Annotated in this window: 30 protein-coding genes and 1 tRNA gene; 12 read left to right on the top strand and 19 right to left on the bottom strand. The window is 72.0% G+C overall.

The annotated features are described in order from the left end of the window. Position 1: 1 nt before the first annotated feature. The gene (locus J3R08_RS25055) at positions 2-658 is read right to left on the bottom strand and encodes a uridine kinase (RefSeq protein ID WP_280841908.1); all 657 of its coding nucleotides are present in this window, start codon (positions 656-658) and stop codon (positions 2-4) included. A 111-nt stretch (positions 659-769) separates the two neighbouring features. On the opposite strand from J3R08_RS25055, the gene J3R08_RS25060 reads away from it, so the two are divergent. Then, positions 770-1,171, top strand: coding sequence for a rhodanese-like domain-containing protein (locus tag J3R08_RS25060; RefSeq protein ID WP_013288093.1), 402 nt, complete (start codon positions 770-772; stop codon positions 1,169-1,171). Here J3R08_RS25060 and J3R08_RS25065 read toward each other — a convergent pair. From J3R08_RS25065 to ssb, 3 genes are all read right to left on the bottom strand, one after another. Then, positions 1,165-2,748 (bottom strand): cobyric acid synthase, encoded by a 1,584-nt coding sequence (locus tag J3R08_RS25065; protein ID WP_209962972.1) that lies wholly within the window; start codon positions 2,746-2,748, stop codon positions 1,165-1,167. The two genes, J3R08_RS25060 and J3R08_RS25065, sit on opposite strands and share 7 nt — an antisense overlap. Next, entirely contained in the window at positions 2,745-3,761 is a 1,017-nt protein-coding gene (locus tag J3R08_RS25070) for a cobalamin biosynthesis protein (RefSeq protein ID WP_374102390.1), read from the bottom strand. Before J3R08_RS25070 ends, J3R08_RS25065 begins: the two co-directional genes overlap by 4 nt. Before the next feature lie 82 nt (positions 3,762-3,843). Next, the gene (ssb, locus tag J3R08_RS25075; RefSeq protein WP_209962974.1) at positions 3,844-4,728 is read right to left on the bottom strand and encodes a single-stranded DNA-binding protein; all 885 of its coding nucleotides are present in this window, start codon (positions 4,726-4,728) and stop codon (positions 3,844-3,846) included. A 286-nt stretch (positions 4,729-5,014) separates the two neighbouring features. Between ssb and J3R08_RS25080 the strand changes: the two genes are divergently transcribed. Then, a complete protein-coding gene (locus J3R08_RS25080; protein ID WP_043328869.1) occupies positions 5,015-5,425 on the top strand; it encodes an HPF/RaiA family ribosome-associated protein in 411 nt (136 codons plus the stop codon). Between the two features lie 163 nt (positions 5,426-5,588). Beyond that, complete coding sequence (locus tag J3R08_RS25085) at positions 5,589-6,605, top strand: alpha/beta hydrolase (RefSeq protein WP_209962976.1); 1,017 nt, start codon at positions 5,589-5,591, stop codon at positions 6,603-6,605. 21 nt (positions 6,606-6,626) lie between these two features. On the opposite strand, the gene J3R08_RS25090 is transcribed toward J3R08_RS25085, so the two are convergent. After that, the gene (locus J3R08_RS25090; protein ID WP_209962978.1) at positions 6,627-7,361 is read right to left on the bottom strand and encodes a hypothetical protein; all 735 of its coding nucleotides are present in this window, start codon (positions 7,359-7,361) and stop codon (positions 6,627-6,629) included. 170 nt (positions 7,362-7,531) lie between these two features. Between J3R08_RS25090 and J3R08_RS25095 the strand changes: the two genes are divergently transcribed. Next, a tRNA-Arg gene (locus J3R08_RS25095) sits at positions 7,532-7,607 on the top strand. An 80-nt stretch (positions 7,608-7,687) separates the two neighbouring features. Here J3R08_RS25095 and J3R08_RS25100 read toward each other — a convergent pair. The 8 genes from J3R08_RS25100 to J3R08_RS25135 all read right to left on the bottom strand — a co-directional run bounded on the left by J3R08_RS25100 (position 7,688) and on the right by J3R08_RS25135 (position 14,627). After that, complete coding sequence (locus J3R08_RS25100) at positions 7,688-8,356, bottom strand: site-specific integrase (protein WP_245254804.1); 669 nt, start codon at positions 8,354-8,356, stop codon at positions 7,688-7,690. A gap of 251 nt (positions 8,357-8,607) precedes the next feature. After that, on the bottom strand, positions 8,608-9,123 hold the full coding sequence (locus tag J3R08_RS25105; protein WP_209962981.1) for a sigma-70 family RNA polymerase sigma factor: 516 nt from the start codon (positions 9,121-9,123) through the stop codon (positions 8,608-8,610). Beyond that, positions 9,120-9,434: a hypothetical protein gene (locus J3R08_RS25110; RefSeq protein WP_209962984.1), complete on the bottom strand. Its 315-nt coding sequence runs from the start codon at positions 9,432-9,434 to the stop codon at positions 9,120-9,122. The genes J3R08_RS25105 and J3R08_RS25110 overlap by 4 nt, the downstream gene beginning before the upstream one ends. A gap of 597 nt (positions 9,435-10,031) precedes the next feature. Beyond that, positions 10,032-10,427 (bottom strand): hypothetical protein, encoded by a 396-nt coding sequence (locus J3R08_RS25115; protein ID WP_043328857.1) that lies wholly within the window; start codon positions 10,425-10,427, stop codon positions 10,032-10,034. A 31-nt stretch (positions 10,428-10,458) separates the two neighbouring features. After that, positions 10,459-12,468 carry a hypothetical protein gene (locus tag J3R08_RS25120; RefSeq protein WP_209962985.1) on the bottom strand — a complete coding sequence of 670 codons (2,010 nt, stop codon included), beginning with the start codon at positions 12,466-12,468 and terminating at the stop codon, positions 10,459-10,461. A gap of 135 nt (positions 12,469-12,603) precedes the next feature. After that, positions 12,604-12,930: a hypothetical protein gene (locus J3R08_RS25125; RefSeq protein WP_113974661.1), complete on the bottom strand. Its 327-nt coding sequence runs from the start codon at positions 12,928-12,930 to the stop codon at positions 12,604-12,606. After that, complete coding sequence (locus J3R08_RS25130; protein WP_209962987.1) at positions 12,921-13,769, bottom strand: alpha/beta fold hydrolase; 849 nt, start codon at positions 13,767-13,769, stop codon at positions 12,921-12,923. The genes J3R08_RS25125 and J3R08_RS25130 overlap by 10 nt, the downstream gene beginning before the upstream one ends. Positions 13,770-13,901: 132 nt before the next feature. Continuing rightward, positions 13,902-14,627, bottom strand: a complete 726-nt coding sequence (locus J3R08_RS25135; protein ID WP_113974659.1) for an SDR family oxidoreductase — start codon at positions 14,625-14,627, stop codon at positions 13,902-13,904. Between the two features lie 75 nt (positions 14,628-14,702). Here J3R08_RS25135 and J3R08_RS25140 point away from each other — a divergent pair, with 75 nt between their 5' ends. Together J3R08_RS25140 and J3R08_RS25145 are read left to right on the top strand one after the other, a co-directional pair. After that, positions 14,703-15,062 (top strand): MerR family transcriptional regulator, encoded by a 360-nt coding sequence (locus J3R08_RS25140; protein ID WP_166457043.1) that lies wholly within the window; start codon positions 14,703-14,705, stop codon positions 15,060-15,062. A 157-nt stretch (positions 15,063-15,219) separates the two neighbouring features. Continuing rightward, positions 15,220-15,666: a hypothetical protein gene (locus J3R08_RS25145; protein WP_209962989.1), complete on the top strand. Its 447-nt coding sequence runs from the start codon at positions 15,220-15,222 to the stop codon at positions 15,664-15,666. Here J3R08_RS25145 and J3R08_RS25150 read toward each other — a convergent pair. Next, complete coding sequence (locus J3R08_RS25150; RefSeq protein ID WP_064448672.1) at positions 15,663-16,073, bottom strand: TIGR03618 family F420-dependent PPOX class oxidoreductase; 411 nt, start codon at positions 16,071-16,073, stop codon at positions 15,663-15,665. The genes J3R08_RS25145 and J3R08_RS25150 overlap by 4 nt on opposite strands. A gap of 41 nt (positions 16,074-16,114) precedes the next feature. Then, positions 16,115-16,555, bottom strand: coding sequence for a hypothetical protein (locus tag J3R08_RS25155; RefSeq protein ID WP_043328848.1), 441 nt, complete (start codon positions 16,553-16,555; stop codon positions 16,115-16,117). Between the two features lie 206 nt (positions 16,556-16,761). Between J3R08_RS25155 and J3R08_RS25160 the strand changes: the two genes are divergently transcribed. From J3R08_RS25160 to J3R08_RS25175, 4 genes are all read left to right on the top strand, one after another. Further along, entirely contained in the window at positions 16,762-17,937 is a 1,176-nt protein-coding gene (locus tag J3R08_RS25160; RefSeq protein ID WP_064448673.1) for an ATP-binding protein, read from the top strand. After that, complete coding sequence (locus J3R08_RS25165) at positions 17,927-19,123, top strand: hypothetical protein (protein ID WP_209962992.1); 1,197 nt, start codon at positions 17,927-17,929, stop codon at positions 19,121-19,123. The genes J3R08_RS25160 and J3R08_RS25165 overlap by 11 nt, the downstream gene beginning before the upstream one ends. Further along, positions 19,093-19,809 (top strand): response regulator transcription factor, encoded by a 717-nt coding sequence (locus J3R08_RS25170; protein WP_043328844.1) that lies wholly within the window; start codon positions 19,093-19,095, stop codon positions 19,807-19,809. The genes J3R08_RS25165 and J3R08_RS25170 overlap by 31 nt, the downstream gene beginning before the upstream one ends. 74 nt (positions 19,810-19,883) lie before the next feature. After that, positions 19,884-20,627 (top strand): hypothetical protein, encoded by a 744-nt coding sequence (locus J3R08_RS25175; protein ID WP_069087280.1) that lies wholly within the window; start codon positions 19,884-19,886, stop codon positions 20,625-20,627. Positions 20,628-20,985: 358 nt separating this feature from the next. Here the strand turns inward: J3R08_RS25175 and J3R08_RS25180 are convergent, their stop codons facing one another. Then, positions 20,986-21,738 carry a 1-acyl-sn-glycerol-3-phosphate acyltransferase gene (locus J3R08_RS25180; RefSeq protein ID WP_209962994.1) on the bottom strand — a complete coding sequence of 251 codons (753 nt, stop codon included), beginning with the start codon at positions 21,736-21,738 and terminating at the stop codon, positions 20,986-20,988. 100 nt (positions 21,739-21,838) lie between these two features. Between J3R08_RS25180 and J3R08_RS25185 the strand changes: the two genes are divergently transcribed. Together J3R08_RS25185 and J3R08_RS25190 are read left to right on the top strand one after the other, a co-directional pair. Beyond that, a complete protein-coding gene (locus J3R08_RS25185) occupies positions 21,839-22,498 on the top strand; it encodes an alpha/beta hydrolase (RefSeq protein WP_043328840.1) in 660 nt (219 codons plus the stop codon). Positions 22,499-22,507: 9 nt separating this feature from the next. After that, positions 22,508-22,897 (top strand): VOC family protein, encoded by a 390-nt coding sequence (locus tag J3R08_RS25190; RefSeq protein WP_043328838.1) that lies wholly within the window; start codon positions 22,508-22,510, stop codon positions 22,895-22,897. Position 22,898: 1 nt separating this feature from the next. Here the strand turns inward: J3R08_RS25190 and J3R08_RS25195 are convergent, their stop codons facing one another. The 3 genes from J3R08_RS25195 to J3R08_RS25205 form a co-directional block, all read right to left on the bottom strand. Next, positions 22,899-24,959, bottom strand: coding sequence for a glycogen debranching N-terminal domain-containing protein (locus tag J3R08_RS25195; protein WP_043328837.1), 2,061 nt, complete (start codon positions 24,957-24,959; stop codon positions 22,899-22,901). Continuing rightward, a complete protein-coding gene (locus J3R08_RS25200) occupies positions 24,959-25,330 on the bottom strand; it encodes an SCP2 sterol-binding domain-containing protein (protein ID WP_043328836.1) in 372 nt (123 codons plus the stop codon). The genes J3R08_RS25195 and J3R08_RS25200 overlap by 1 nt, the downstream gene beginning before the upstream one ends. A gap of 160 nt (positions 25,331-25,490) precedes the next feature. Beyond that, positions 25,491-25,907 (bottom strand): CBS domain-containing protein, encoded by a 417-nt coding sequence (locus J3R08_RS25205; RefSeq protein ID WP_043328834.1) that lies wholly within the window; start codon positions 25,905-25,907, stop codon positions 25,491-25,493. Positions 25,908-25,912: the final 5 nt, after the last annotated feature.

Below are 25,912 nucleotides of genomic sequence, written 5' to 3' on the forward strand. Positions count from 1 at the left end.
CTTACCCCGCCACGTCGGCCGAGCCTGATCGCCGGCCGCCCACCCGGACGTAGTAGCGGTCCGCGTCGTGCGGCAGGTCCGGGGCGCCGTCGACGACCAGGTCCACCGCCGCCGCGGTGCCGTCGGCGGTGAAGTGCGCCCGCTCCCCCGCGTGCCAGCGGCGCAACTCCGGCAGGATCTGCTCACCGTCGCGGGCGAGCGCCCGGCGCAACCGCAGCTCGGCCGGCGCGGTGACGAGCACCGACAGCGTCAGCTCGGGGCGTACCGCGGCGCGGGCGGCGCTCACCCCCTCGACGATCAGCGCCGGACCGGCCGGCACCGGCACCACCCGGTCCAGGAGCCGGCGTCGCACCCAGCTGTAGCGGCGGTAGCCGCCCGCCCGGCCGGCCCGCACCGGGCCGAGCACCTGCTCCTCCAGCCGGGTCCAGAACGTGAGCTGGTCGTCCCAGCCGTCGAGCAGGTCGTCGGTGTGCACCAACGGCGGGCGCACGCCGCTCGCCCGCTCCGCGAGCGCGTCCGCGAGGCGCGTCGCGAACACGCTCTTGCCCGCGCCGCTGGGCCCGTCGACGGCCACCAGCCGGGTACGCCCCAACCGCGCCGGACCGGCCAGCACGCGGCGGGCCAACCCGGCGTACGCCTCGATCACGGCGACGTTCACCCGACCGACGCTAACGTTCCCCCGTCCGCTGGAACCTGCGACCCGGGCGGACCGTTTCGGCGAGCGGTGACGTGGGCGGCTGGGCATCATCGGGGGGTGCTCCATGACGTGATGTGTCCGGGCGTCGACGCCCTCCTGGAACAGGCCCGCGCCGGTCTCCGCCGGCTCACTCCGCACGAGACCGTCGAGGCGGTCCGAGGCGGCGCGCTGCTGATCGACACGCGTACCGAGGCGCAGCGCCGCGAGGAGGGTGAGCTGCCCGGCGCGATCGTCATCGACCGCACCGTGCTGGAGTGGCGGCTCGACCCGGCCAGCGCCTGGCGCATCCCCGAGGCCACCGGGTACGACCGCGAGATCGTCGTGGTGTGCCGGGAGGGGTACAGCTCCAGCCTGGCCGCCGCCAGCCTCCAGACGCTGGGGCTGCGGCAGGCCACCGACATGATCGGCGGGGTGCAGGGCTGGCGGGAGGCCGGGCTGCCGATGTCCGACCGCCCCGCCGACGTGCGCTACTGAACCGCGCGGTCGACGGCGGGCCGCCGGACGTCGCTCTGTGCCGGCGGCGCGCCGGGTGGCACGAACGGCAGTCCCGGCGGCGGACCGGACTCGATCAGCCGCCACAGCGCGTCCGTGTCGAGGTGTTCCTCCACCAGGTCGCCGAGCAGGTCCAGCGTCCGCTCCCGGGCCGCCGCGAAGGACGTGTCCGGCGCGACCTTGAAGCCGGTGCGCCCGGCCGCCGCCGCGACCTCGGTCAGGAAGCGGCGGCGGAACTCGTCGGAGGAGAACGTGCCGTGCCAGTGGGTGCCGTACACGTTGCCGAGGCGCGCGCCCTCGCCGGTGCCGTCGGTGTGACGCAACAGCGGCGCGAGCCCCGGGTCGGCCGTCGACACCCGGCCGTGGTGGATCTCGTAGCCGCTCACCGGCACGTCTCCCGCGGCGCTGCCCTCGGCCCGGCGCACCGTCTTGACCGGCTCGAACGTGATCTCGACGGGCAGCAGCCCGAGGCCGGGCACGGTGCCCGCGCGGCTCTCCACCGGGTCGTGGATCACCCGGCCCAGCATCTGGAAGCCGCCGCAGATGCCGAGCAGCGGCCGTCCGGCGGCGGCGTGCGCCAGTACCGCGTCGGCCAGGCCGGTCTCCCGCAGCCAGGCCAGGTCGGCGACAGTCGACTTGGTGCCGGGGAGCACCACCAGGTCGGCGGCGGCCAGTTCGGCCGGTTCGACGGTGAGGCGTACCCGCACACCCGGCTCGGTGGCGAGGGCCTCGACGTCGGTGGCGTTGCTGATCCGGGGTAGCCGCACCACTGCCACGTCGAGCCAGTCGGTGCCCCGGGGCGCGGGCGGCCGGCCGAGCACCCGCCCGTACGCGAGCGAGTCCTCCGCGTCCAGCCACAGGTCCAGCGCCCAGGGCACCACCCCGTACGTGGGACGGCCGGTGACCCGGCGCAGCATGTCCAGCCCCGGCTGGAGCAGCCCCCGGTCGCCCCGGAACTTGTTCACGACGAACCCGGCGACCAGCGCCTGATCGGCCGCGTCGAGCAGGGCGACGGTGCCGAACATCGAGGCGAACACGCCGCCCCGGTCGATGTCGCCGACCACGATCGTCGGCAGCCCGGCCGCACGCGCCAGCCCCATGTTGACGTAGTCGCCGTCGCGCAGGTTGATCTCGGCGGGGCTGCCCGCGCCCTCGCAGATCACCACCTCGTACTCCTCGCGCAGCTCGGTCAGCGCCGCGGACGCGGTGGTGGCGAGCCGGGACCGCACCTCGTGGTAGTTGCCGGCGGTGACCGTGTCGACCGCCTCGCCGAGCAGCACCACCTGGCTGGCGTGGTCGCTGCCCGGCTTGAGCAGCACCGGGTTGAACCGCAGGTCGGCGTCGAGCCCGCAGGCGGCGGCCTGCATGGCCTGGGCTCGGCCCAGCTCCCCGCCGCGACCGTCCGGCCCGACCACGACGGCGGAGTTGTTCGACATGTTCTGCGCCTTGAACGGCGCGACCCGGACGCCCCGGCGGCGCAGCCAGCGGCAGATGCCGGCGGTGAGCACGCTCTTGCCGGCGTCGGAGGTGGTGCCGGCGACCAGCAGCCCGCCGCTCACCGCCCGTTCTCCCGGCGGGCTGCACGCATGAGGGCGCCGAGCGCGGCCCGTCCGGCGGCCCCGGCCACGCGCCCGACGGTCACCGGGTAGAGCGCGGCCAGGCCGAGCGCGGCCGCGCCGACCGCGCCGGAGATCCGGGCGGCCCGCTTCAGGTGCCGCGCCTCGGGGCGGGGCCCGTCACCGAGGAACGGCCGGGTCTCGGCGCGGCCGAAGTAGACGTTGCGCCCGCCGAGCCGGACACCGAGCGCGCCCGCCATCGCCGCCTCGCACTGACCGGCGTTGGGGCTCGGGTGGTCGGCCCGGTCCCGCCGCCACACCTGCCAGGCGACGGCACGGTCCCCGTGCGCCGCTGGCGCGACCGCGACCGTGAGCAGCCCGGTCAGCCGGGACGGCACCAGGTTCAGCACGTCGTCCAGCCGGGCCGCCGGGGTGCCGAAGCGGGCGTACCGGGGTGAGCGGTGACCGACCATCGCGTCGAGCGTGTTTGCCGCCCGGTAGCCGAGCAGGCCGGGCAGGCCCGCGACCGCGCCCCAGACCAGCGGGGCGACCACGGCGTCCGAGGTGTTCTCGGCGACCGACTCGACCGTGGCGCGGGCGAGTTCGGACTCGTCGAGGGCGGACGGGTCCCGCCCGCAGAGGTTGCCGAGGCGGGCCCGGGCGGCGGGCAGGTCGGCCCGGCCCAGCGCCCGTGCCATCACCCGGGACTCGTGCCGCAGCGTGCGCCCGCCCAGCACCGTCCAGGTGCCGGCGGCGACCAGCGCGGCCCGGGCCACCGGATGACGGCGGGTGGCCAGCGCGGCGGCGGCGCCGAGCAGGACCGGCGCGCCGACGGCGAGCGCCGTGAACGCGGCGCCGGCCGACCGGTCGGGACGGTAGAGCCGCTGTTCCAGGGCGCCGGCCGCCCGGCCGAAGCCGGCCACCGGATGCCACCGGCGGGGGTCACCGAGCAGCGCGTCGAGCGCGTAACCCGCCACCAGTCCGGTCGCGTTCGCCATGGCGGTCGCCTGCCGCACCCGTCACCACCTCCGGCCGGCCAGCCTAGTCGTACGCGGGGTGGAGACGCCGATGTCACCACCCCGCGCCCCCGTCGGACTGTCAGGCGGGCACCGGGGTCCGTCGCCTGCTCCGGCGCCCCGACGCGGTCCCGCCCGGGCTCGCGCCGCCCGGCTCGCCCTCACCCGGCTCGCCCTCACCCGGCCCGGAACCACCCGGTCCGCCGACCTCCGGCGGTGCGACCTCGCCCAGTTCGTCGTCCTCGGCCGTGGCCGGCCCGTCGTCGGCCACGTCGCCCAGCTCGTCCTCCTCCCCCGCCGGGCCACCCGAACCGGGGTCGAAGCCGGCGGCCTGCCGCGCACCGGGCCGGGCGTCGACGGACCGGGCGTCGACGGACCGGGCGTCGACGGACCGGGCGTCGAACGGGTCGGGCTCACCCACCCGTTCCACGGTGCCGACGGGCCCGACCCGGCCGCCGCCGTACTCCGAGGGCGGGAAGTCGTCGTCGAAGGGCCGGTCGTCGAAGGTGGCCGGGGCCTGCCCGTCGGGCACCGGCTCGGTCGTCTCGCCGTGCACCCGCTGCTCGGCCTCCGCGTCCTCGACCGTGCTGGTGGCCGCGCGGGGCTGGTTACGCAGGAACCGGGCCCGGCCGCGGGACAGGTCGTGCCCGACCGCGACCGCCTCCAGTTCGTAGAGCGTGCGGTGGGTGCCGGACTCGTCGGTCCAGTCCCGGGTGTAGAGACGGCCGGCGACGATCACCGGGTCGCCGACCGCCACCGAGGACGCGACTCCCTCGGCCAGGCGGCGCCAGCAGTTGACCCGTACCCGCAGGCTGTTGCCGTCGACCCAGCGGCCGCTGTCGCGGTCGAGCCGGCGGGCGGTCGAGGCGACCTTGAAGTTGGCCACCAGCGTTCCGCTCTGGGTGGTCCGGCGCCACTCCGGCGCGGTCAGCACATTGCCGACGATCGTGACGTACGTATCGAACATCGCCCCTCCCAGGGATCGACTTGTCCCGGGAAGCGTCGGCCCGCCGCCTAGCCCGGGCCACCCGCCCGGCCCGTACCTGTGGATGACGGACCGCCTTGTGGACAACCCCCTGATCAAGGTCCCGATCTGCTAGGTCAACCGGCCCTACGCGCCTGACCTGCGGCGACGCATGATCGAGTGGAGCCGGCAAGCAGGCGTTCCGGAATCGCGCCGGTTGGGTAAGTACTTGATCAACCGAGAGAAAGGGAGCTCCGATGCTTCTCCGAGACGTCCGCGAGGCAGCGCGATGAGCGCCGTGGCGAACCCCGCGACCGTGGCCGAGTGCCTGCGGGTCGGCGCCGGGTTCTCCCAGGGCGACCGCAACTGGATCGCCGAGCAGTTCGCGACCCTGGACACCCGGCTCGCCGGCTTCCACGCCGACGCCACCGAGCTGGAGGTGTCCGTCAAGGATCGTGAGGCCCGGGGCCAGAAGGTGACCCTGGAGTGCTGGATCGCCGGTCGGCAGAAGATCGTCACCACCTCGACCGAGGAGGATCTGCACGCCGCGCTCAACGACGTCCGGGACGACCTGCGCCGCAAGCTCAACGACGCGAAGACCCGGCAGGAGCCGCGCAACAACAAGCACCTGCGCGCCGTCGACCAGCCCGAGGGCGTGCCGTTGCAGGACGCCGCACGCGAGGACGCCGAAACCGTCTGAATCCTGGCACGGCCCGCCCGCTCGGTGCCGGCGGGCGGGCCGTCCCCGCGCTGAGGCGTTGTTAAGAAGGGGCCCTTCCTCTACCGGATGCGTTAACAAGGGCCCCCTCCTTACAGCCCAACACCCCTACCGCCGGGTAGCGCGGCGGCGTACCGTCGCGGTCGTGGAACCGGACGTGCTGGGCGCCCCCTACGAGCGGCGGACGATCGAGCTGGGCACCGACGACGAGGGGCCGGTGGTCGCGACCCTCGTGCGGCGGCGCGCCGACCGCCCGACCGGCCGCGCCGTGCTCTACGTGCACGGCTTCGTCGACTACTTCTTCCAGACCCACGTCGCCGACTTCTTCGCCGAGCGCGGCTGGGACTTCTACGCGCTCGACCTGCGCAAGTACGGCCGCAGCCTGCTTCCGCACCAGACCCCGAACTTCTGCCGCGACCTGAGCGACTACTTCCCCGAGCTGGACGCCGCCGCGGAGATCATCCGGGCCGAGGAGGGCCACGACACCCTGCTCGCCATGGGCCACTCGACCGGCGGCCTGATCATCTCGCTCTGGGCGCACGACCGCCGCGACGCCGGACTGGTCGACGGCATCGTGCTCAACAGCCCCTTCTTCGACATCAACGCGCCCTGGATGGTCCGTCGACCCCTCGCGGCCGCCGTCTCCCGCCTGGGCCGCAGGGCGCCGCAGCGTGTCCTGCCGTTCGGCCTGGGCACCGTGTACGGCGAGAGCCTGCACGCCGACCACCGGGGCGAGTGGCGGTACGACCTGGCCTGGAAGCCGCTCGCCGGGTTCCCGGTGCGGGCCGGCTGGCTCAACGCGATCCGCACCGGTCAGCGTCGCCTGCGGGCCGGGCTGGACATCCCGGTGCCGGTGCTGCTGGCCTGCTCGACGCGCAGCTTCCGGGGCACCAAGTGGCACGACAGCGCCACCGGTGCCGACGCGGTGCTCGACGTCGAGCACATGGTGCGCTGGGCGCCCCGCCTCGGCCGGCACGTCACGCTGGCCCGCTTCGACGGCGGGCTGCACGACCTCACGCTGTCCAGTCCGGGCGTACGCGAGAAGGTCTTCGCGGAGGTCGGACGGTGGGCGGAGGGATTCCTCCGCGCCGGACCGACCGAGCCGGAGCCCACGACGCCGCCGTCACCTCGGCGGCCGGCCGACGCGACCGCCGAGGGCTGAGCCCGGCCCCGCCTCGCCGCTTCAGTCGGTGACGACCGCCGCGAGCGCGGCGCGGATCCGGTCGAACGTCGCGATCGGATGTCCGCCTGCCTGCGGCGGCAGCACCACGCCCAGGCAGCGCAACGCCGACCCGCCGTCCGGTCCGGCCTCGACCGCGAACACCGGCGCGCCCACGTAGCCGGCGGGCAGTTCCGTGGTGACCCGCACCTCGCCGCCGTCCCGGGCGACCCGCTCGACCACCGCCTCCAACGGCCGCGACCCGTCCTCACCCGCGCCCAGGGCCAGCACGAACGCCGAGACGGGCGCCGCGCCGATCCGGGCGACCGAGTCGGCCGGCGCGGCCACCGCCTCGGTGACCTGCTGGGTACGCCAGCGCCAGCCCCGGTCGTCGGCCCAGCCGTGCAGACCGCCGGTCGGCATCGCGGCGAGCCCCAGTTCCGGCAGGTGCAGCCAGTGGTCGGCGAAACCGGGCAGGTCGATCGGCTCGTCCGCGCCCTCGGCCGGGTCCGTGACGCTCGACCGCAACCCGATCTCGCCGTACGCCCGGTCGGTCAGCGCGTCGGCGGTGAGCAGCCACTCGTGCGCGATCTCCCCGTCGTCGGTGGCGCCGACCAGCTCGCTGTAGAAGAAGGCGGTGCCGAGGACGCCGGGCGGCGTGCCCGGGCCGTCCGAGCCGGTGAGGGGCAGGATCGCCCGTCCGAGGAGCTGACACAGCTCGAAGACGATCTCGTTCTCGGTTTCCTGGTCGAGCAGCATCCGACGAGGGTACGGATCGCGTCCCGCCCGGCCCACGCGGGACCCGCCGGAACTGTGGTGCCGTTCCGGGCCCCGGCATGGGACGCTGAGGGGCGGAACGGACGCGCCGACCCGTACCCCCGGGCGGACGGGGAGCGGCGGTACCCTCTTGGCGCGACGACCGTCGGCGCGCGCCCGTAGCTCAGCGGATAGAGCAGGGGACTTCTAATCCCAAGGCCGCAGGTTCGAATCCTGCCGGGCGCACCACCGTAACCGCAGGTCAGCGGCTTCCCGCACCCGGTCGAATCGATCACCACGGCTCACGTACAGCCATTCGTACAGCCAACTCAGCCGAAGAGGTGCTTCGCGGCCTCGTCCACGGCGGCGCGCTCGATCTCCGGCAGGACGTGGGCGTAGGTGTTCATCGTCAGCCCGATCTGGCTGTGCCCGAGCACCTTCATCACCGTCCGGGGCGAGGCACCGGAGACGAGCAGGAACGTCGCGCAGGCGTGCCGCAGGTCGTGCAGCCGCAGCCAGTCGAGGCCGGCAGCCGCCCGGATCTTGTGCCACGTCCGGTCGATGTGGTCCGGGTCCATCGGAGTACCGACCTTGGACGGGAAGACCAGGCCGTGATCCTGCCACCGCTCCCCCGCCGCCAACCGATCCGCGGCTTGCTGCCGACGATGCGCGCGAAACAGGGCGAGGGTCTGCGCCGGCACCGGAACCGTGCGCCGAGACCGCTCCGTCTTGGGCGCCACGAGCTGGAGGCGGCCTTCGGCCCGCTGCACGGTTTGCCGAACGGTCAGCGTGCTGGCGTCGAAGTCGATATCCGACCAGGCGAGCCCGAGCAGTTCCCCACGACGAAGCCCTACCGTCAGGGCGCAGACGTACAAGGCTCCCAGGCGGTGACCCCGCAGCACATCAAGGCGGCCCGCAAGCGGGCCGCGCCGGCCGCGCTCGGCCTGCTGGCGGCGCAAGCGCCGGCATCGGCCGGCGCGCCGGCCAATTAAGGGCATGCCTCCGGCGGGGGCCAGACGACTCCGAGATGGAGTTGCGAACGGTTCCGGTTCGTGGGTGGTGGGATGCCATCCCGCCAGCCACCGACCCAGGCAGAGCCGAGCAGACCAGGGCCAGGGTGACAAGGTCGTTCGTCCAGTAGGGCGCTCCACCTTGTCACCCTGGCCCTGGCCCACTCCACGGTGTGTGGGTCGGCGGCAGACAGGGATGACACTTTGATTGCCGCAGGGGGCCTTGGGTAGAGGTTGAATCACGCGGAGGGCGGGCGACTAGGTGACTGCCGCCGCAACCGGTAGGCCATCTGTCGGCACGAGCTGGAGCAGAAGCGGCGAGGCCGCCCGTTCCGTGTCCGGTTGAACTCCTGGTTGCAGACCTCGCAAGATCCGTGGCGGCTGTCGTACTCGCGGTCAAATCGCTCAAGTTCCTCCATCTCCCGGTCTTTGACGTTGACATAGGGCTCTAGGAGGTCGCTGTACTGCTTGAGCACCGCCTTCCAGGTTCCGCTTGTCAGCGCAGACTGCATGATGTCGATCGAGTCCTCATGGCCCTGCAGCTTCCAGATGGCCCGATTTTCGATCTGCCTCACGCGCTCGCGGGTTACACCGAGGCGCTCCGCCATCTCGCTGAGAGTCTGGTACGCCCAGAACCGCAGGAGCAGGACGCTCCGCTCATTCGTCGTCAGCTGTTCCAGAGCGGCGATGAAGTCATCAGGGGTGCGCAGGGCGCGATCGGCTGTGCTATCGCGATGGTTGCGGCCACGCTTCACGGCATGCCTCCAGTGGACTGGCCGGCGCCGGGAGAAGTCACAGAACCACCACCGGGCGGCAGCTGGGGCGGCGCCGAACTTCCGGTGGTGGCCGACAGAGTCCGGATCACAGAGGCCAGCTGCCCAAGCCAGGGGACCATCCCAAGGATACGAGCGAGTGCAAGAAGAACGTCCGGCACGTCCTGAGCGCGGGCCTTCTTGAAGGCGAAGTTCGCCAGACCCAGCACCAGGATGACCACCGCAGCGAGAGTGATGGCCCAAGCGAGAAGAAGCAGGATGCCGAGGTTGAAGAAGTCGGGGTGGAGGTTCAATGGCGGTCCCTTCCGTGAACGACGAAGGCCCCAGCGCGGGCTGCGCTGGGGCCTGACGATCTATTTCGGGCACAAAAAAACCCCTGTCGGTTTCGACAAGGGTTTAGCTATGTGAAGACACAGTGGTGCCCTGGTGGTGGGTTAACGATAGCAAGATCATCAGGACTGAGCAACGCTTCCCTGGTTCTCTCGGGCACGCCTTCTCCTGCTCAGCCGGTGCGTCGTCGAGGCCCCACCCCTCGCAGGGAGTTGTCAGGTGTTTCGTAACGCCCGCCAGGCGGGCACACCGGCAAGTGCCGCACCAGGTGTTCTACAAGAGCCCTGGACCGCCGGAGCCAGACGTTTCGGTCTACCAACACCCAGGTGATTGCCGAGCGATTTCCGCCCGTGCCCACACTTCCTAAACCCGTGTAGCCGTACAGCCACATGTACAGCCAAGACCGCCGGCTGACGCCGACGCCAACCGACAACGACGGACGAGCCGACCAGGTGCGCAGCCATGCGACCACCCATCCGAGACCTTCTTCTAATCCCAAGGCCGCAGGTTCGAATCCTGCCGGGCGCACCATCCCCACCGCAGGCCAGATCGTCAGCGGGCTACAGGTTGTTGATCCGGGCCAGCAGCTCCGCCTCAGTCAGGTTCTCCAGGACCGCGTCCTGCTTCCGCCCCAGGACGGCCAGCAGCTTCTCCTTCTCCAGCTTCTTGGCCGCCGCCGCCTTCGCCGCCTGGTCCTCCGCGAGGCGGACGGCGATGACGTGCTTGACGACCTCCAACTTGGTTTCCAGGGTCGCCTTGGCCGGATTGGCCTCGGTGGCCACGAACGACTCGGTGTCGACGGCCTTCAGTTCGGCGTTGACCGCCTTGGCCACGTCGTCGAGGCTGAAGCCGGACTTGGCGGTCAGCGGAAGCTCCCACAACTGCTCCGTGGTCAGCAGTCCCTTCGCCGACGGATAGCGGAACTTCTCCCGCGTGGCCTTCTCAAAAATGGTCACGACGACCTCTCTCCGTTTTCTGGGTAGGGGATCAGAACTGGATGCTGAGGAGGCGGCGCCGGCCGCCGGTCATGGTCACCTTGGCGACCACAGAGTTACGGATCGTGGAGCTGAAGCCGAGGCCGGAAAGCTGATCCGGAGAGGGCTCGCACTTGGTGCGGTCGCCGAGAACCTCGAACACCTTGCGATGCGGTTGCAGGTCGGCGCGGAGGAACTCGTTGTAGATCCCCCGCGTCGGCTGATCGTTCACGCACCCCTTCAGGATGAAGAAGTAGTGCCGGTTGCCGACCTCGTTGTCGTCGAAGTAGTTCGGCGAGTACATGACGGTGGACACCGGTACGAACTGTTCGGTGGTGATCCCCCACAGCTCCTTGCCCGCACTGCCTCGCTGCACGTCCTTACCCGGCCGGAAAGCGGTGATCACGCCGCCGGCAACCGTCATCCGGCCCACCTCGACGGTCTCCTTGTGGCCGACCGCGCGCTCGTGACGGTAATGCTCGATCTTCCCGTTGCTCTCGGTCTCGATCACGAAGCCGACCTGGGCGCTGTCCCGCTTGCGGTACTGGTTCACCTCGATCCGGTACTCACCGTCGGCGACATGGTCGGCCCAGGTGACGTTCTCCACCGGCTCGCGGGAGAGCGGCCCGCTCGCGTTCATGTCGACGTCCAGCTTGTCGCGCTTCTCCTGGTACCAGATGTGGTCGCCGTTTGGTTCGAACACGTGCAGGTCGAGGTCGTCGTGGTTGAACCAGGACAGGCTCACCCGCAGCTTGCCGGTGACGTTGCCGCCGGCCCGCTTGACCTTCTCCCGGATCGAGTCGGCGACGTTGCCGCCGTACGACCAGGCGAAGTCGTTGTCCCACCTGAACAACCGCGGAGCGGCCGGGTGCCGGCCGGTCGTGAGACTGACGAAGTGCGGCTCGTGGGTGTTGGCGACCCACAGGTCGATGGAGGTGGCTCCGGGCAGGATGTCCTTCAGGAAGGAGACCACGGGGATCTCCTCCGGCTTCGCGTCACGAAGGCGCGCACCTGTCGACGTCGTGGTGGCCGCCTGCATGAGCAGCCCTTCGATGCCGTCCTTCATCTGCGGCTGGGTGTCATTGTCGACCCACAGCACGTTGTTGACCGACACGTCGGACAGCCGGGCGAACCGTCGCTGCAACGACTCCTCGATGCCCAACTCGTCAATGGTCTTCATGGCAGCCTTGACCATGGCCGGGGTGATCAGCGCCGTGGGGCGCTGGTAGTTCTGCGGCGCCACCTTCGTCTCGAACGACCGGACCGCCTGCTCCAGGTCGACGCCGGCGGAGAGAGCCTGGACGAGGGTGCCGATCACCGTGTTGCGCAAGCGTGCCGCCGGGTTCATGGCGTTGGCGAAGACGAAGGCCCGTCCGTCGGTCGCCTTCGTCCACCGGTTCTGCAGCGACCGGAACTCGGTCACCGCCCGACGATGCTCCGTGCCGCGGTAGAGGGCGTTGTCGTCGATGAGGTCGACGACGGTGTCCAGAGCGTGCGGGGTCAGCTCGGCCAGGCCCCGCTGGAAGACCTGCACCGCGGCGTTGAAGTCGCTCTGTGCCGCGCCGACGTCTTCGACACGATGCCGCTTCTCCACCCGGCCGTGCAGGTGGTGCCACACCTCGACCTGGCCGTCGCGCAGCGATCGGGTGGTCTTCGTGCCGTACTGCGCCTGAGTGGACCGGAAGACGGTGGCCAACGGCAGCGAAAGCACGAACTCGTCCAGAGCGGCGGCGACCACGGAGAAGACCGGGTCGGAGGCCGAGACCCCGGACCAGACGGTACGGACCCGCCCGTCGTGGATCTCGACGACGTTGCCGAAGTGCTTGATGAAACGGCGGCAGGTCGAGCAGTCGTACTCGGATCGCTCACGGAACCGGAGATTGGTGCCGGCGGGGAAGGATTCGAGGAAGGTGAGCCAGAGTGAGTCCCGGTCGAGGCCGTCGCCGACGAGGTACAACTCACCTTTGGACATGGTGGACAGACGTGAAGTCACATCCGTCACGAACTGCTGGAAATCGCCCACCGTTCATCCCCCTTGATCGCCGGAGATCCTACGGAGCGAAACGCCAATCGGAGAACCGCGTTTCCGGCCTTCCGCACGGTCACGAGACGAGTTCCAAGGACGTGTTTCAGCGCGGTGCGCTCCGCGTCGCCGGCCCTAGCCCTGCTCGTCAGCGCCGAGGTCCAGCAGGAACGGGGAGCCGGGGCGCTCGGGCTGCCAGCCCCGCTCAAGCCCCTGCCGGATGGCACTTGCGACCAGCGAAGGGAGCACCGGAGAGGCCACGGCATTCATCCAGTTGTCCGGTCGCGGTGACGCGAGTCGGACGACGAGAGTGGCGCACCCAGCCAGATCCGCGCGCTCAACGGCGAAGCTCAACGGTGACCAGGTCAGACCCTGGCTGTACGTCGGCTTCCGGCGGACGAGCCAGCAGTAGCGGTTGCCGTCGACGACGATGGGCCGACTGCCCCGCTTGTTCAGCGCCACTGATCCTCCAGCCGGGCAACCAGCGCGGCGATCAGGTCGGGGTGCTCGTCGGTGACGAGATGGCCGGCGGCGGGAACGATGTCGGCGTCCGCATGGATCCGCTGTCGTGCTCCTGCGCGCAGTCGTTCCGGGGGCAGGAACACGTCGTGGTGTCCGCTCGCGACCACGACCGGCATCGTGTGAGCGGCCGCCGGTACGAGGTCGTCGGAGCTCACCGGACGGGCGTACCGGGCGACCAGCGTCATCCATTCGACCAGTTCGGCGCGGGGCTCCTGGCCGGGAGCAGACAGGACACGTAGCAGTCGACGGCTCGAATCAGCTCGTGGCCGCACCAGCCAGGCCAGGAACGCCAGCAGGACACGGGGTGTGATCCGGAGCCGGCACAACCCGCCTGGAGACACGGCGACCTTTCCCCGAATCCGCGGATGATCCGCGGCGAGCGTGACAGCGCCGCCGAACGAATGCCCGAGCACCACGACCGGCCCGGCGGTGGTCTTCTCGATGGCCTCTCCCAGCCATGAGCCGTACCACGTGAGCCGGCCACCGGCGGTGCCCGCTTCGTCGGAGCTCAGCCCTGGCTGGCCTGGAAGGTCGGCGGCGACCACCCGATAGCGCTGGGCCAGGGCAGTGAGCAGCGGCAGGTAGGCGGTGCTGCTGAAGCGGTCACCAGCGACGAAGACGACTGTGACCGGGCCTGCGCCGACGGAGACGACGTGAGTGTCTTCGGCCTGGGCGCGAATCACGCGTCGATCGTGCGGGACCGGCCATGCAGTCAACTGTTCCTCGCACCACCGGCGGATCCTGTCGCGGCCCGCAGCGGTTCGATAGATCGAGGTCACCCGCTGCATCCTGCATCAGGGTGATCGGAAGCGCCACGACACCCTCCGGGTCACCGTCAACGCGCTGCAACCGGTCGGCGATGTGGCGCCTCAGCGAACGCGGCCACGACCGGCACGTACCGCCAGGCCCGGTCAGGCCGCCAGCGCCGCCAGGGCGCGGTCCATCGCGGCGTTGAACTCCTCCGGCGTCAGCGTCAGCCGGGACTTGACGTCCCGGCTCCACTGGTCGGCGAGAACCTCGGCGGCGCCCGCCTCGACGCCGTCGAGCGCCGCGTCGGCCAGATCGGACGGCGCGATCTTGTCGACGGGCCAGCCCGCTGACATGTCGGTGTCGGCCAGGCCGAGGTGCACCGCCGTCACGAGCGTGCCCTGGTCGGCGAGTTCCAGGCGTACGCCGTTGGTCATGGCCCAGGCGGCGGCCTTGGTCAGGTGGTACGCGCCGGCGCCCCTGGTCCCGAACCACGACATGGCGGAGAGCACGTTCACGATCGCGCCTCCGCCGTTGCGGGCGAGGGCCGGCGCGAACGCGCGGATCATCGTCAGGTGGCCGAGCACGTTGGTCTCCACCTCGTGCCGTACCGCCTCCAGCGAACCGGTCACCAGGTCGGTTCCGGTCTGGATGCCGGCGTTGTTGACGAGCAGCGTGACGTCCGGGGCGGCAGCGGCGACGGCCCGTACGGATGCGGGGCTGGTGATGTCGAGCGGCAGCGCCTCGACGCCGGGCAGGTCGACGGTCTCCGGCCGGCGGGCGGTCGCGTAGACCTTGCGGGCGCCGCGTTCGAGCAGGCGCTGGGCGAAGGCGCGGCCCAGGCCGCGGTTGGCGCCGGTGACGAGGGCTACCGAGTCGTTGATGTCCATGCCCGGTACGCTAAAACCTGACGTTGACGTCAGAGGCAAGTGTTGATCGCCGAAACCGGGGTGAGAGGGGTCACCGTGCCCGAGCCGCTGATCCGCATCGGTGAGGTGGCGCGCGGCGCCGGTGTCTCGGTGCGCGCCGTGCGCTACTACGAGGAGCAGGGCCTTCTCGTCCCCAGGCGCAGCCCGTCCGGCCAGCGCCTCTACCGGCCGGACACGGTCACGCTGGTCCGGTTCATCCAGCAGATGTACGCGGCGGGCCTGACCAGCAGCCGGATCGCCGAACTCCTGCCCTGCTGGGACTCCGGGCACACCGACCCCGGGCAGCGGGCCATGCTGCGCGCCGAGCGCGAGCGCATCCAGGCCAAGGTCGACGATCTCCGGGCCGCCCTGGACCGCCTCGACGAGGTCATCGCGATCACCGATTCGCACCCGTAGGCGCGATCGCCCGCGCAGGCCCGACGACAGACGCATGGCGGAGAGTGGCACAGGAATCCTGGTCGCGTCGACCCGCCGGTTTCGTCGGTGGTGTCGGGCATGATCGCGTGCGCCGCCGCACGACGGCGATCGACGAGCGGGATCACCGGGAGGCAGCGTGGGCGCATCGGGATGGACCTACTTCGTGGCGTACCAGCCGGATGCCCGGGCCGCGCTTGACGAACTGCGCCGGCAGGTCTTCGAGACCGGCGACTACTGGTGGGCGGCGCCGGGCGAGTTCGGTGCGTCCGCCGCCGACTTTCCGGACCGTCCCCGCAGCGAGGAGGAGCTGTGGGCGGACGAGCGGGTACAGGAGTCCGGCACACACTCCATCCTGGACATGTCGCGGGTGCTGGCCGACGGCGAGGAGCCCGGCTTCGGGACGTTCCAGCGGGTGACCGAGGCCGAAGCGCTCGCACGTGTGGGCGTCGCCAGGCCGACCCGCGCGCACGTCGAGGCGCTCGCGCCGCTGGCCGAGCAGCGCTGGTTCGGCCGGTACGCCGTGCTGCACGACGAGGCGGGCGTCCCGAGCGAGATCTACTTCTGGGGATTCTCCGGGGACTAGCGTGCCCGGCCGGCGAGCAGCCACCGCCGGACGGGCACCTCCAGCAGCACCCGTTCACTGTCCGGTGTGACCGGCTGCCGGATGTCCCAGCCGCCGTACTTCTCGGCGAACGCCGCCACGATCGCGGGCGGGAAGCCGGCACGGTGCAGGCGGGCGACGCCCTCCGCGACGACCGGGTGGACGCCGTCCTCCAGGGCGAGCGAGACGCGGGGGTCGGCCGCCACGTTGCGGGCCTTGACGCTGCGGCCCTCGCAGCCGATCCACCAGACGCCGTCGGCGTACACGAACCACACCGGCGTCATGTGCGGTGAGCCGTCCCGGCGCAGCGTGCAGAGCCAGACGTTGCGTTCGCGGGCGAGCCGGTCCTCGACGGCCGGGGGAACCGGTGCGGTGGGAGATGGGGCCATGCGACAAGTGGATCAGGTGCGCGCGGAGGAGCGCCACCGGCTCACTCGCAGATCCGCCACTCCCCGTCCTCCTTGACCATCGGGAACGACTGCGTCACGTTGGTCCCGACCGCCGGGGTGAACCGGATGGTCGTCGACCCGCTCACCCGGCCGTTGTTGTTCGACACGTTGAGCCCGGTGATCTCGTAGCCGGTGAACTCCGGCTGGGAGGACTGCTGCCGGGTGAAGTCCGCCTCGCTGACCCGGTCGCGTACGCGGGTGCAGAGCTGCCGGTACGCGGCGGGGTAGTCGCGGTCGACGATCGCCTCGGCGTAGGTCTGCGCTGTGGAGCGCGCCGGGCCGGTGGCTTCCTGCACGACCCGGAAGAGGAAGAAGCCGCCGAGCACACCGCCGGAGCAACAGATCGCCAGCACCACGCCGAGCACGATGAACAGGGTTCGCTTGGACTTCTTCGGCGGCACCATGGCCGGCTGGTATGCCATACCCCGCAGGGTAGGAGACGCCGGCAACCGTAAACCGGAGGGTGCGGCTCCGCTTCTCGGCGGGGCGCTGAGCCTCGGCTGCTTTACGCCGGAGCGAAACTCGTCAAGCACCAAGGGTGACCAGTACCCACAAACCGTGTTATTCTCCGGCGTCAATCTATGCCGCGCGGACCCGGCCGGGTCGCTGCCGGAAGGACATCCCCCCGATGCCGGTCGCTGCCGCCACGTCTCTGCCCGGGTCCACCCAGGCCCGGCCGGCGGCTGAGGCGTTCACGCTGATCTTCACGACGCTTCCCGCGCTGCTGCGACTCACCTGCGGTCTGGTCGGCGCGGTGGTCGCGCTGTCGGTGCGGACACCGCCGGTGCGGGTGGCGCTGCTGATCCCCGCGGTCGTCGTCCTCACCGTCTGGTCGGTCTGGTACGCCTGGCGGGCGTTCCGGCACGGCATCGACGGCCCGCTGGTGGCCGGGGACGTCGCACTCACCACCGCCGCCGCGCTCGCCGTCCCGTGGCTGGTCGCGCCGGAGGTGCTGCCGGGCGAGGCGAGCTGGATCGCGGTGCTGGCCAGCTCGACGGTGATCAACACGCAGGCCACCGCGCCGGCCCGCTGGTCGGTGCCGGCCGGGCTGCTGGTCACCGCCGCGTACGTCACCGGCACCACGCTGGCCGGCAACCCGGTCGAGGCGCGGGCGCACGCCGGGACGCTGCTGGTGCAGACCGGAAGCGCGGCGGTGATGACAGCGGTGATGCGCCGCCGGATCGCCCGCGCCGACGCCGCGTTCGCCGACTACCAGCGGCTGTCCCACGAGGCGGTGGTCGCGCGCGCCGCCCGCGAGGACGAACGGCGGCAGAACCGCGACCTGCACGACACCGTGCTGGGCACGCTCACCATGGTCGGCCTCGGCGCGGTACCCGACTCGGCGACGTTGCGCGAGCGGTGCGCGCACGATCTGCGTACCCTCACCGCCCTGGCGGGCGCGCGGTCCGCGACCGCGGCCGGCGAGGCCGACCTGGACGAACGGCTGCGCCAGGTGCTCGCCGGAACGCCCGGGCCGGCGGTGACCGCGACGCTCGCGCCCTGCCGGCTGCCGGCGGAGGTCGCCACGGCGCTAGCCGACAGCGCCGCCGCCGCGCTCGCGAACGTGGCGCGGCACGCACCCGGCGCGACCGCGTCGCTGCGCCTGGCCCGCGAGGGCGGCGCCGTCGTGGTCGAAGTGGTCGACGACGGTCCGGGCTTCGACCCCGCCACGGTCCCGGCCCACCGGTACGGGCTGCGCGAGTCGATCCACGGGCGGATGACCACTGTGGGTGGACGCGCGCTGGTGACCTCCGCCCCTGGCGCGGGCACCCGGATTCGGCTGGAGTGGTCCGATGCCGACTGAGTCGGGTGCGGCGGTGACCGCCGACTCCGTGCTGCGTCCACTTCCCCGGCCGCGGGTGGCGACGCGCCCCGGACCGGCCACCGCCCCGCCGGAGGCGCACGCGGTGGCCGACGCCTCCGACGGGGGCGCGCGGATCGCCGCCATCGTCATCGCGGCGGCCTGGCACCTGGCGATCGCGCTGCCGGCCGTGTTGCGGGCGGGACCGGGAATGGCCTTCCCCGCCGTGGTGGCGGTGGGCTGGCTGGTGACCGCGCTGATCGGGATCTGGGCCGGCGTACTACTGCTGCGCGGCGAACTGCCCCCGGCCCGGAGCCTGGCCGCGGCGCTGCTGGTGGTCGACGCGGCGGTCGTCGCGGGCGCCGGCGAGCGCTTCCTGTTCAGCACCGCCAACTGGGTGTGGGGCGGCCTGGCGTGGTTTTTCCTGCTGGCGCTCTGGCGGCGGCCGGTGCGCTGGCTGCTGGTCATGCTCGCCGCGCACGGCGCGATCGCGGTGACCGCGGTGGTGCTGTACGGCGCGACCGCGTCGGCCGATCTGAGCCGGGCCACGATGTACGTTTACGGCACCTCCACCCTGCCGGTGGCGGTCTTCGTCGGCGCGGCGGCGCTCACCGCGCAGGCCCGGGCCCGGGCCGCCACCGCGGCGGCGGCGCTGGCCGTGGCGGCGGAGCGGGAGGCGGCCGAGCGGGCCCGCACCGAGCGCCAGGAACGGCTCGCTCTGGTCAGCGGCACCGCCGAGGAGGTGCTGGCCGAGCTGACGGCGGGCGACGCCGACCCGGCCGACCCGGCGGTGCGGCGGCGGGCGGTGCTGGCCGCGGCCCGGCTGCGCCGGCTCATCGCCGAGTCCGACGACGTGCCCGACGCGCTGCTGCACGAGCTGCGCGCGGCGGCCGACCTGGCCGAACGCAACGGACTGCCGATCGACCTGGTGGCGGTCGGCACGCCACCGGAGCTGCCGGTGGAGATCCGGCGCGGGCTGGCCGACCCGCTCACGGCAGGGCTCGCCGCGGCCGAGGGCTGGGCGCGGCTGACAGTGGTCGCGGGACCGGACGAGGTGGTGGTCAGCCTGGTGACACCGGACCACGACGGCCCGGACGAGACGACGACCGGTGGGGGCGGACCGGTGGAACACCTGCACGAGCGGGACGGGGAGATCAGATGGACGCAGACCCGCTGGCGGCGGACGTGAACGCCGGGTGGCCGATCGGGGTGGCGATCGTGGACGACCATCCGGTGGTGATCGACGGGGTGCGGGCCTGGCTGGCCGGCGAGCCGCGGTTGCGGGTGGTGGCCACCGGCGACGACCCGGACGAGGTGCTGCGGGCCGCGCCCGACGCCGAGGTGGTGCTGCTCGACCTGCGCCTGCACGGCCGGATGGTGCTGGACAAGCTGGCCGAGCTGAGCGCGGCCGGGCGCCGGGTGGTGGTCTACTCCGAGCACAGCGACCCGCCGACCATGCTGGCCGCGCTGGACGCGGGCGCGGTGGCGTTCCTGGCCAAGCACGAGGGACGCGAGCACTGTGTGGGCACCGTGCTGGCGGCGGCGCAGGACCGGCCGTACGTGCCGCCCGCGCTGGCCGGCGCGATGGTCGGCGACGCCCGGCCGGATCGTCCGGCCCTGTCGGACAAGGAGCGCGAGGCGCTGCTGTTGTGGTTCCAGTCGATGTCGAAGGCGTCGGTGGCGCGCCGGATGCAGATCAGCGAGCACACAGTGAAGCAGTACGTCGACCGAGCGCGGATCAAGTACACCCGAGCGGGGCGTCCGGCTGCCACGAAGGCGGCCCTGCTCGCCCGCGCGATCGAGGACGGACTCGTCCGACCGGAAGATATCGGCATCTACCGGTCGCAGGCGTCGGCCGACCGGCCGACCCCCTAACAGGTGTCATGACAATCACCCTACGAATCCGGCAGGCTCCCTGATACCGCCAACCGTCACCGGGAGGTCGTACCGTGCCGGAGGACGCCGCACCCTTCTTCGTCGGACCGCATCGGTTCGACGCCGACGCCGACCCCACCCGTCCCGTGCTGGACCGGCGTTACGCGCTGGTGCCCGAGCCGGGTGAGCGCATACTCGGGCATCAGTTGCTGCGGGTCGCCGGTCACCTGCTGGGCCCCACCGAGGACGTCCGCTGCTGGGCGCTGCCCGCGCCGGCGACGATCACCGTGACCGACCGCCGGCTGGCGTACGTCTGCAGCGGTTCCGAGTTGTCAGTGGTCCCCGGGCAGGACAGCCGGACGGGTGCCCGGCACCGGCGCCCGGTCCGGCTGTCCCGCCTGGTCAGCGGTCAGATCCGCTGGCAGTGGCCGTCCCGGCTGGAACTGGTCGATCACGGCGACGGCACAGCCGAGCTGCGCGTGGTCTGCGACGCGCTGCGCACCATCCGGCAGCCGGCGCTGGCACTGACCGGCCCGGTCGGGCCGGTCGCCGGGCTGGCCCGGCAGGTCCGCCGCGCGGTGGCCGGATACCGCCTGGCCAACCCCGATCTGGTCGACCTCTCACCGCCGGAGCGGGACGTGCTCGCCACCCGGGTCGCCGCCTCCCCCGGCCCGATGCTCGGCACGGTGACGCTGCCGGGCTCGCTGCCGGTGGAGTTCCTGTCCCGCGACGACTACTACCGTCCGCCGGTGGCCGAGGCGTCGCCGTGGGCGCTGTCCGACGTCCCGGCCCGCGACCAGCCCGGTTCCGCCTGCTGACCCTCCCCCGAGCGCGCATCCTCTGCGGCATGGAGGTGCATCCTTGCGCGGTGCGGCTGTCCTCAGTCGGCGGAACAGGTGAGCGTTCTCGGCGGCCCTTTCCTCGTATGTGCGTGGTGGGCGGCCGAAGATCTCGGCAACGGAGGGGCGTTGCGTGAGACTCCACTCGCTCAGTTCGGCCGGGCGCGCACCGCACTCCTGGAGGGCACACCACCAGATGAGACGAACGTACTACGTCATGAGATCTGTGTAGATCTTGGTACGAAAGGGCCCTCATGGGGGCCTTTTCGTACCAAGATCTACCGAGCCGAGCCGAGCCGAGCCGAGCCGAGCCGAGCCGAGCTGCGGACCGCGGGGGTCAGGAGGCGCTGCGGGTGCGGCGCTCGGAGCGGTCCAGCTCGACGGCCTCCTCCGGCGTGGGCGCGCTGCCGCCCAGGTGGGCCGGCTGCCACCAGGTGTCGTCCGGGCCGGACGGCTGGTCCGGGTACTCCCGCTGGGCCCGGTCGACGAGCGCCGACAGCCGGGTACGCAGGTCGGCGGTCATGACTGTGGCGTCCGGGTAGGCGGCCGGGTCCATCGGATCGCCGACGATGATGGTGATCGGCGTATGCCGGCGGGTGAGCGTGCGCGGGCGGCCCTTGGTCCACATGCGCTGGGTGCCCCAGAGCGCGACCGGCAGCAGCGGCACGCCGGCTTCCTGCGACATCCGGGCCGCGCCGTTCTTGAGGTCCTTGACGACGAAGGAGCGGCTGATCGTCGCCTCCGGGAAGACGCCGACCACCTCGCCGCGGCGCAGCGCGCTCACCGCGGCGGCGTACGAGCCGGCGCCGGCGGCCCGGTTGACCGGGATGTGCTTCATGCCGCGCATGAGCGGCCCGGAGACGCGGTGCCGGAAGACGCTGTCCTTGGCCATGAAGCGGACCAGCCGCTTGGCCGGGTGCGCGCCGTAGCCGCAGAAGATGAAGTCGAGGTAGCTCACGTGGTTGGATGCGAGCACGGCGCCGCCGGTGGGCGGCACGTGCTCGCTGCCGGACACGTCGAGGCGCAGGTCGAGGAGCCGGAACATCGTCTTCGCGGCGGTGATCACGGGCGGGTACACGAGTTCCGACATGGCGAAACTTTACCCCGGGTAGGTTACGCGACCGTAGGGGCGATCTGCCCTCGGCAGACCGGGCTCGCGCACCGGGGGCGGGTGCGGCGACGATGGTGCCGTGACCGAACGCGCGGTGCTGCTCTGGATCCACGGCGGAGGCTGGCGTGCCCGCGCCGAGGAGGACGGCAGAGCGCTCGCGTCCCTCGGGCTGCGCGTGGTCGAGGCCACCTACCGGTTCTCCCACCAGGCCCGCTGGCCGGCCCAGCTCGATGACGTACGCGAAGCCGCGCGCGCCGCGTGGAGCGGGGCGGACGGCCTGCCGCTGCTGGTGGGCGGCGACTCAGCGGGCGGGATGCTGGCCCTCCAGCTCGCCCTGCGCGGGGTGGACCGGCCCGGCGATGTGGCGGGCGTGCTCGCGTACTGGGCGCCGGTCGACCCGCTCGACCCGGAGCAGCGGCGACGGCGTGCCCCCGGCGACGACCCGTGGACCGACCTGCTGGGCCACCCGCCGGCCGCGGGCGACCCGGCCACCGCCGACGCGACAGTGGCCACCCACCTGGGCTCCGGCGTGCCGGTGCTGCTGGTCCAGGGCCGCGACGACGAGGCGGTGCCGGCCGCCCAGCCGGTCGAGCTGACCGCTCGGCTGCTCGCCGCCGGTCACCCGGTGCATCTGTGGCTCACAGGCGGGGGTCACGCGCTCGACCTGGCCCGGCCCGACCTGCTCGCGACCGCCGCCGCGTTCCTGGACAACGTCCTGCCCGCCGTCGCGGGCGACTAGGTTCGAGGCATGCCCGACCTCGCCGCGATCGTCATCCACTGCCGCGACCCGTACCTGCTCGCGCCGTTCTGGAGCGCGGTCACCGGGCTGCCGGTGGTCGAGGAGGACCGGGTGAAGCTCGCCGAGGGCACGCTCGCCCCGGCCGAGGCGGTGCTGCTGCGCGACCCGCACGGGCGGCGGCCGGACCTGTGGATCAGCCCCGCCGCCGAGCTGCCCGCGCCCGGTCGGATCCACCTCGACCTGGTCGGCGACGCCGAGGAGCGGGCCGCCGTGCTGGAGGCGGGCGCGACAGTGGTACGCGAGCTGCCGCGCTGGACCGTGCTGGCCGACCCGGAGGGCAACGAGTTCTGCCTGCTGCCGCCGGACGAGGCGCACACCGCGCGTCCGCCCGGGCACTGACTCATTCGGCCAGTTCGTCGAGGTCGAGCCGGCCCCGGGCGAACGCGTCCACCCGGCCCCAGCGGCCCGGGATGTCCAGCACCTCGATGCGTCCCATGCCCATCGGCAGGCGCGGGTCCACCGCCAGGTGCCCCTCGTGCGGCTCCAGGCCCAGCATGGTGCGGATCAGCAGCAGCGGCGCGCCGGTGGACCACGCCTGCGGACTGCACGCGGTCGGGTACTCCACCGGGAACTTCGTCAGCTCCCGCTGGTAGCCGCCGAATGCCTCGGGCAGTCGGCCGTCGAAGTAGGCGGCCGCGTCGAGGATGCCGTTGGCCACGGTGGCCGCCTCCTCGTTGAAGCCGTACCGGCGCAGGCCCCAGGCGACGAACGAGTTGTCGAACGGCCAGATCGTGCCGTTGTGGTAGCCGATCGGGTTGTAGCGGACCTCGCCCTCGGCCAGCGTCCGCACCCCCCAGCCGGACCAGAGCCGGGGCCCCACCAGGTGCTCGGCGACACTCGACGCCCGTTCCTCGTCCACGATCCCGCTCCACAGCAGGTGGCCGATGTTGGAGCTGAGCACGTCGCACTGGCGCCCGTCCGGGTCCAGCGCGAGCGCGTAGAAGCCGCGGTCGGCGACCCACCAGTCCTGGTTGAAGCGCCGCTTCAGCTCCGCGGCCTCGCGTTCGAGCTGGTCGGCGTACGTGTGGTCGCCCCAGAACACCCGGGCCAGCCGGGCCGCGCGCATCTTCGCGTCGTACGCGTAGCCCTGCACCTCACAGGTGGCCCGGGGAAACGGCGGCAGCGTGCCGTCGGCGTACGAGATGGAGTCCCACGAGTCCTTCCAGCACTGGTTCTCCAGGCCGGTGTCGGTGTTGCGCCGCTCGTACCAGATATAGCCGTTGCCGATCAGGTCGGCGTACTTGTCGATCCACCTCAGCGCGGCCCGGCACTCCAGTTCCAGCTCCTTGACCAGCGCCCCGTCGCCGGTCCACCGCTCGTACTCGTCGAGCAGCACCACGAACAGCGGGGTGGCGTCCACCGAGCCGTAGTACGGCGAGTGCGGCTGCTCCTCGAACGCGGCGGTCTCGCCGTAGCGCATCTCGTGCAGGATCCGGCCCGGGTCCTCGTCCCGGAAGTCGTCGAACCGGGTGCCCTGCAGCGCGGCGAGGATCCGCAGCGTGGTCTTCGACATCTCCGGCGCGAACGGCAGCACCTGCAGGCAGGTGAGGATGCTGTCCCGGCCGAACATGGTCATGAACCAGGGCAGGCCGGCCGCGGGCAGCGTCTGCCCGCCGAGCGACAGCGGCGAGAAGCGCAGCGCAGCGAGGTCGACCAGGCTCCGCCGGTAGGTCGCGGCGAGATCTTCGTGCTCGCTGTTCAGTTTCGGGGCCCGGCTGATCCACTCCTCCAGGTCATGCTGGAGCGCGAGCCGCTCGACGCCGTGGGCGCGCAGCCCGATCCGCAGGTCCCGGCCGCCGGGACCGATGGCGAACGTCTGCACGTCGATGACGGCGTCCCACTGCTCGTTGGGTTCCAGCCGCAGGCTCCAGGCGAAGCCGCGCTGGTCGTAGCGGGCCGGCTGGTTGGCGGAGACGACGGTCTCGCGCCGGAAGTTGCCCCGCCGGTAGCCCAGGCGCAGCCGGTCCGACTCGGCCTCGGCGTACAGCTCGCCCTTCTTGTTCAGGATCTCGTCCTTGATCTGGAAGAGGTCGGCGAAGTCGGACCCGGCGTCCATCCGGACCTCCAGGTCGACCGCCTTCTCGTCGTGGTTGAGGATGGTCAGCGTCTCCCGGAAGCTGCCGCCCACCGCCCGTTCCCGGATCACCGACAGCTTCGCGTCGATGTAGTGCGTGGCCATGCCGGGCACCAGGAAGAACCGGGCCTCGTAGTACTGCAGGTCGTCGTAGGACAGGACGTTGAGCCGCTCGCCGTTGACGGTGAGCACCCACTTCGACAGGTAGCGCGTGTCGAGCGAGAAAAGACCCGTCGGCTCGTTCGGGGTGGCCTCGATGTCGCCGCTGTCCTCGCTGACCACGAACGTGTTGCCGTCCAGGATGCGGACGGTGTTCTGCCCGGGCATCAGGCGCCCCTCCCACCGAACGTGTGACGTGGTCCCCGGGAGTCCGGCGGACCGGGGAAGACCCGCTCGACCTGCAACACCAGCCGGAGGTCGCCGACGACAGTCATGTCGCCCCGCAGCAGCGCCGCGATGGCGTTCTCCTCACCGCCGACCAGCTCGGCGAAGAGGCGCGGCTCGGTGCCGACCACGGTGTCCGCCTCGCCGTCCTCCTGCCGGACCCGCAGGTTGCCCCGTTCTATCTCCAGCAGCCAGTGCGTGGTGTGCGGGCCCTCGTGCAGGTCGAAGCGCAGCGTTCCGGATGTCTTGACCAACAAGGGCTCGAACCCCCGCCGGTCCAGGTCCTCGAAGAATCTTGTGGCCATGTCCACCATCCGGGCGACTCCTCCCGCGTTCCGCGGTCTTCCGTCCGGGATGCGGTGTCCCCACCCGTTCCGCGGTCAACCTCGCCCGATCCGGGTGACCGCCGCGTCGCCTGCGTGACGCGGAACGCCGGCCCCCGAACCGGGAGCCGGCGTCACCGCGACGGTCAGGTCAGTTGTTGGGGTCGTCGGCGCTGATGTCCGCGAGCACCGACTGGGGTTCCCGCTCGACCGCCAGGTCACCCATGGAGATGAGGCCGATCAGCCGGCCGTCCTCGACCACCGGGAGCCGGCGGACCGCGTACGTGCGCATCAGGTCGGCGGCGGCCACCGCGTCGTCGTACTGGCTCACCGTCACCACGTCCTTGCTGGTGATCTGGTTGAGCCGGGTGGAGGTGGGATCCATGTCCTCGGCCACGCCCCGCACCGTGATGTCCCGGTCCGTGACGATACCGACCACGTTGTCGCCGTCGGTCACCACCACGTCGCCGATGGCGCTGTCGCGCATCTCCTGCGCCGCGGCGGTGAGCGTGTCGTTGCCGTCCATCGTCACCAACCGGGTCGTCATGAACTCTCCGACCGTTGTCATGGTGC

It is taken from the genome of Micromonospora sp. HB375, from assembly GCF_017872985.1.
GTDB classification, from domain to species: Bacteria; Actinomycetota; Actinomycetes; order Mycobacteriales; family Micromonosporaceae; genus Micromonospora; species Micromonospora chalcea.

What these genes read in the sequence shown, in the direction of transcription:
- J3R08_RS25200 (WP_043328836.1), bottom strand. Translation starts at nt 25,330, where the DNA reads ATGGTGGACATGGCCACAAGATTCTTCGAGGACCTGGACCGGCGGGGG.
- J3R08_RS25160 (WP_064448673.1), top strand. Translation starts at nt 16,762, where the DNA reads ATGCCGGTCGCTGCCGCCACGTCTCTGCCCGGGTCCACCCAGGCCCGG.
- J3R08_RS25080 (WP_043328869.1), top strand. Translation starts at nt 5,015, where the DNA reads ATGAGCGCCGTGGCGAACCCCGCGACCGTGGCCGAGTGCCTGCGGGTC.
- J3R08_RS25150 (WP_064448672.1), bottom strand. Translation starts at nt 16,073, where the DNA reads ATGGCCCCATCTCCCACCGCACCGGTTCCCCCGGCCGTCGAGGACCGG.
- J3R08_RS25190 (WP_043328838.1), top strand. Translation starts at nt 22,508, where the DNA reads ATGCCCGACCTCGCCGCGATCGTCATCCACTGCCGCGACCCGTACCTG.
- J3R08_RS25165 (WP_209962992.1), top strand. Translation starts at nt 17,927, where the DNA reads ATGCCGACTGAGTCGGGTGCGGCGGTGACCGCCGACTCCGTGCTGCGT.
- J3R08_RS25170 (WP_043328844.1), top strand. Translation starts at nt 19,093, where the DNA reads ATGGACGCAGACCCGCTGGCGGCGGACGTGAACGCCGGGTGGCCGATC.
- J3R08_RS25155 (WP_043328848.1), bottom strand. Translation starts at nt 16,555, where the DNA reads ATGGCATACCAGCCGGCCATGGTGCCGCCGAAGAAGTCCAAGCGAACC.
- J3R08_RS25195 (WP_043328837.1), bottom strand. Translation starts at nt 24,959, where the DNA reads ATGCCCGGGCAGAACACCGTCCGCATCCTGGACGGCAACACGTTCGTG.
- J3R08_RS25090 (WP_209962978.1), bottom strand. Translation starts at nt 7,361, where the DNA reads ATGCTGCTCGACCAGGAAACCGAGAACGAGATCGTCTTCGAGCTGTGT.
- J3R08_RS25135 (WP_113974659.1), bottom strand. Translation starts at nt 14,627, where the DNA reads ATGGACATCAACGACTCGGTAGCCCTCGTCACCGGCGCCAACCGCGGC.
- J3R08_RS25100 (WP_245254804.1), bottom strand. Translation starts at nt 8,356, where the DNA reads ATGCCCTTAATTGGCCGGCGCGCCGGCCGATGCCGGCGCTTGCGCCGC.
- ssb (WP_209962974.1), bottom strand. Translation starts at nt 4,728, where the DNA reads ATGTTCGATACGTACGTCACGATCGTCGGCAATGTGCTGACCGCGCCG.
- J3R08_RS25205 (WP_043328834.1), bottom strand. Translation starts at nt 25,907, where the DNA reads ATGACAACGGTCGGAGAGTTCATGACGACCCGGTTGGTGACGATGGAC.
- J3R08_RS25180 (WP_209962994.1), bottom strand. Translation starts at nt 21,738, where the DNA reads ATGTCGGAACTCGTGTACCCGCCCGTGATCACCGCCGCGAAGACGATG.
- J3R08_RS25060 (WP_013288093.1), top strand. Translation starts at nt 770, where the DNA reads ATGTGTCCGGGCGTCGACGCCCTCCTGGAACAGGCCCGCGCCGGTCTC.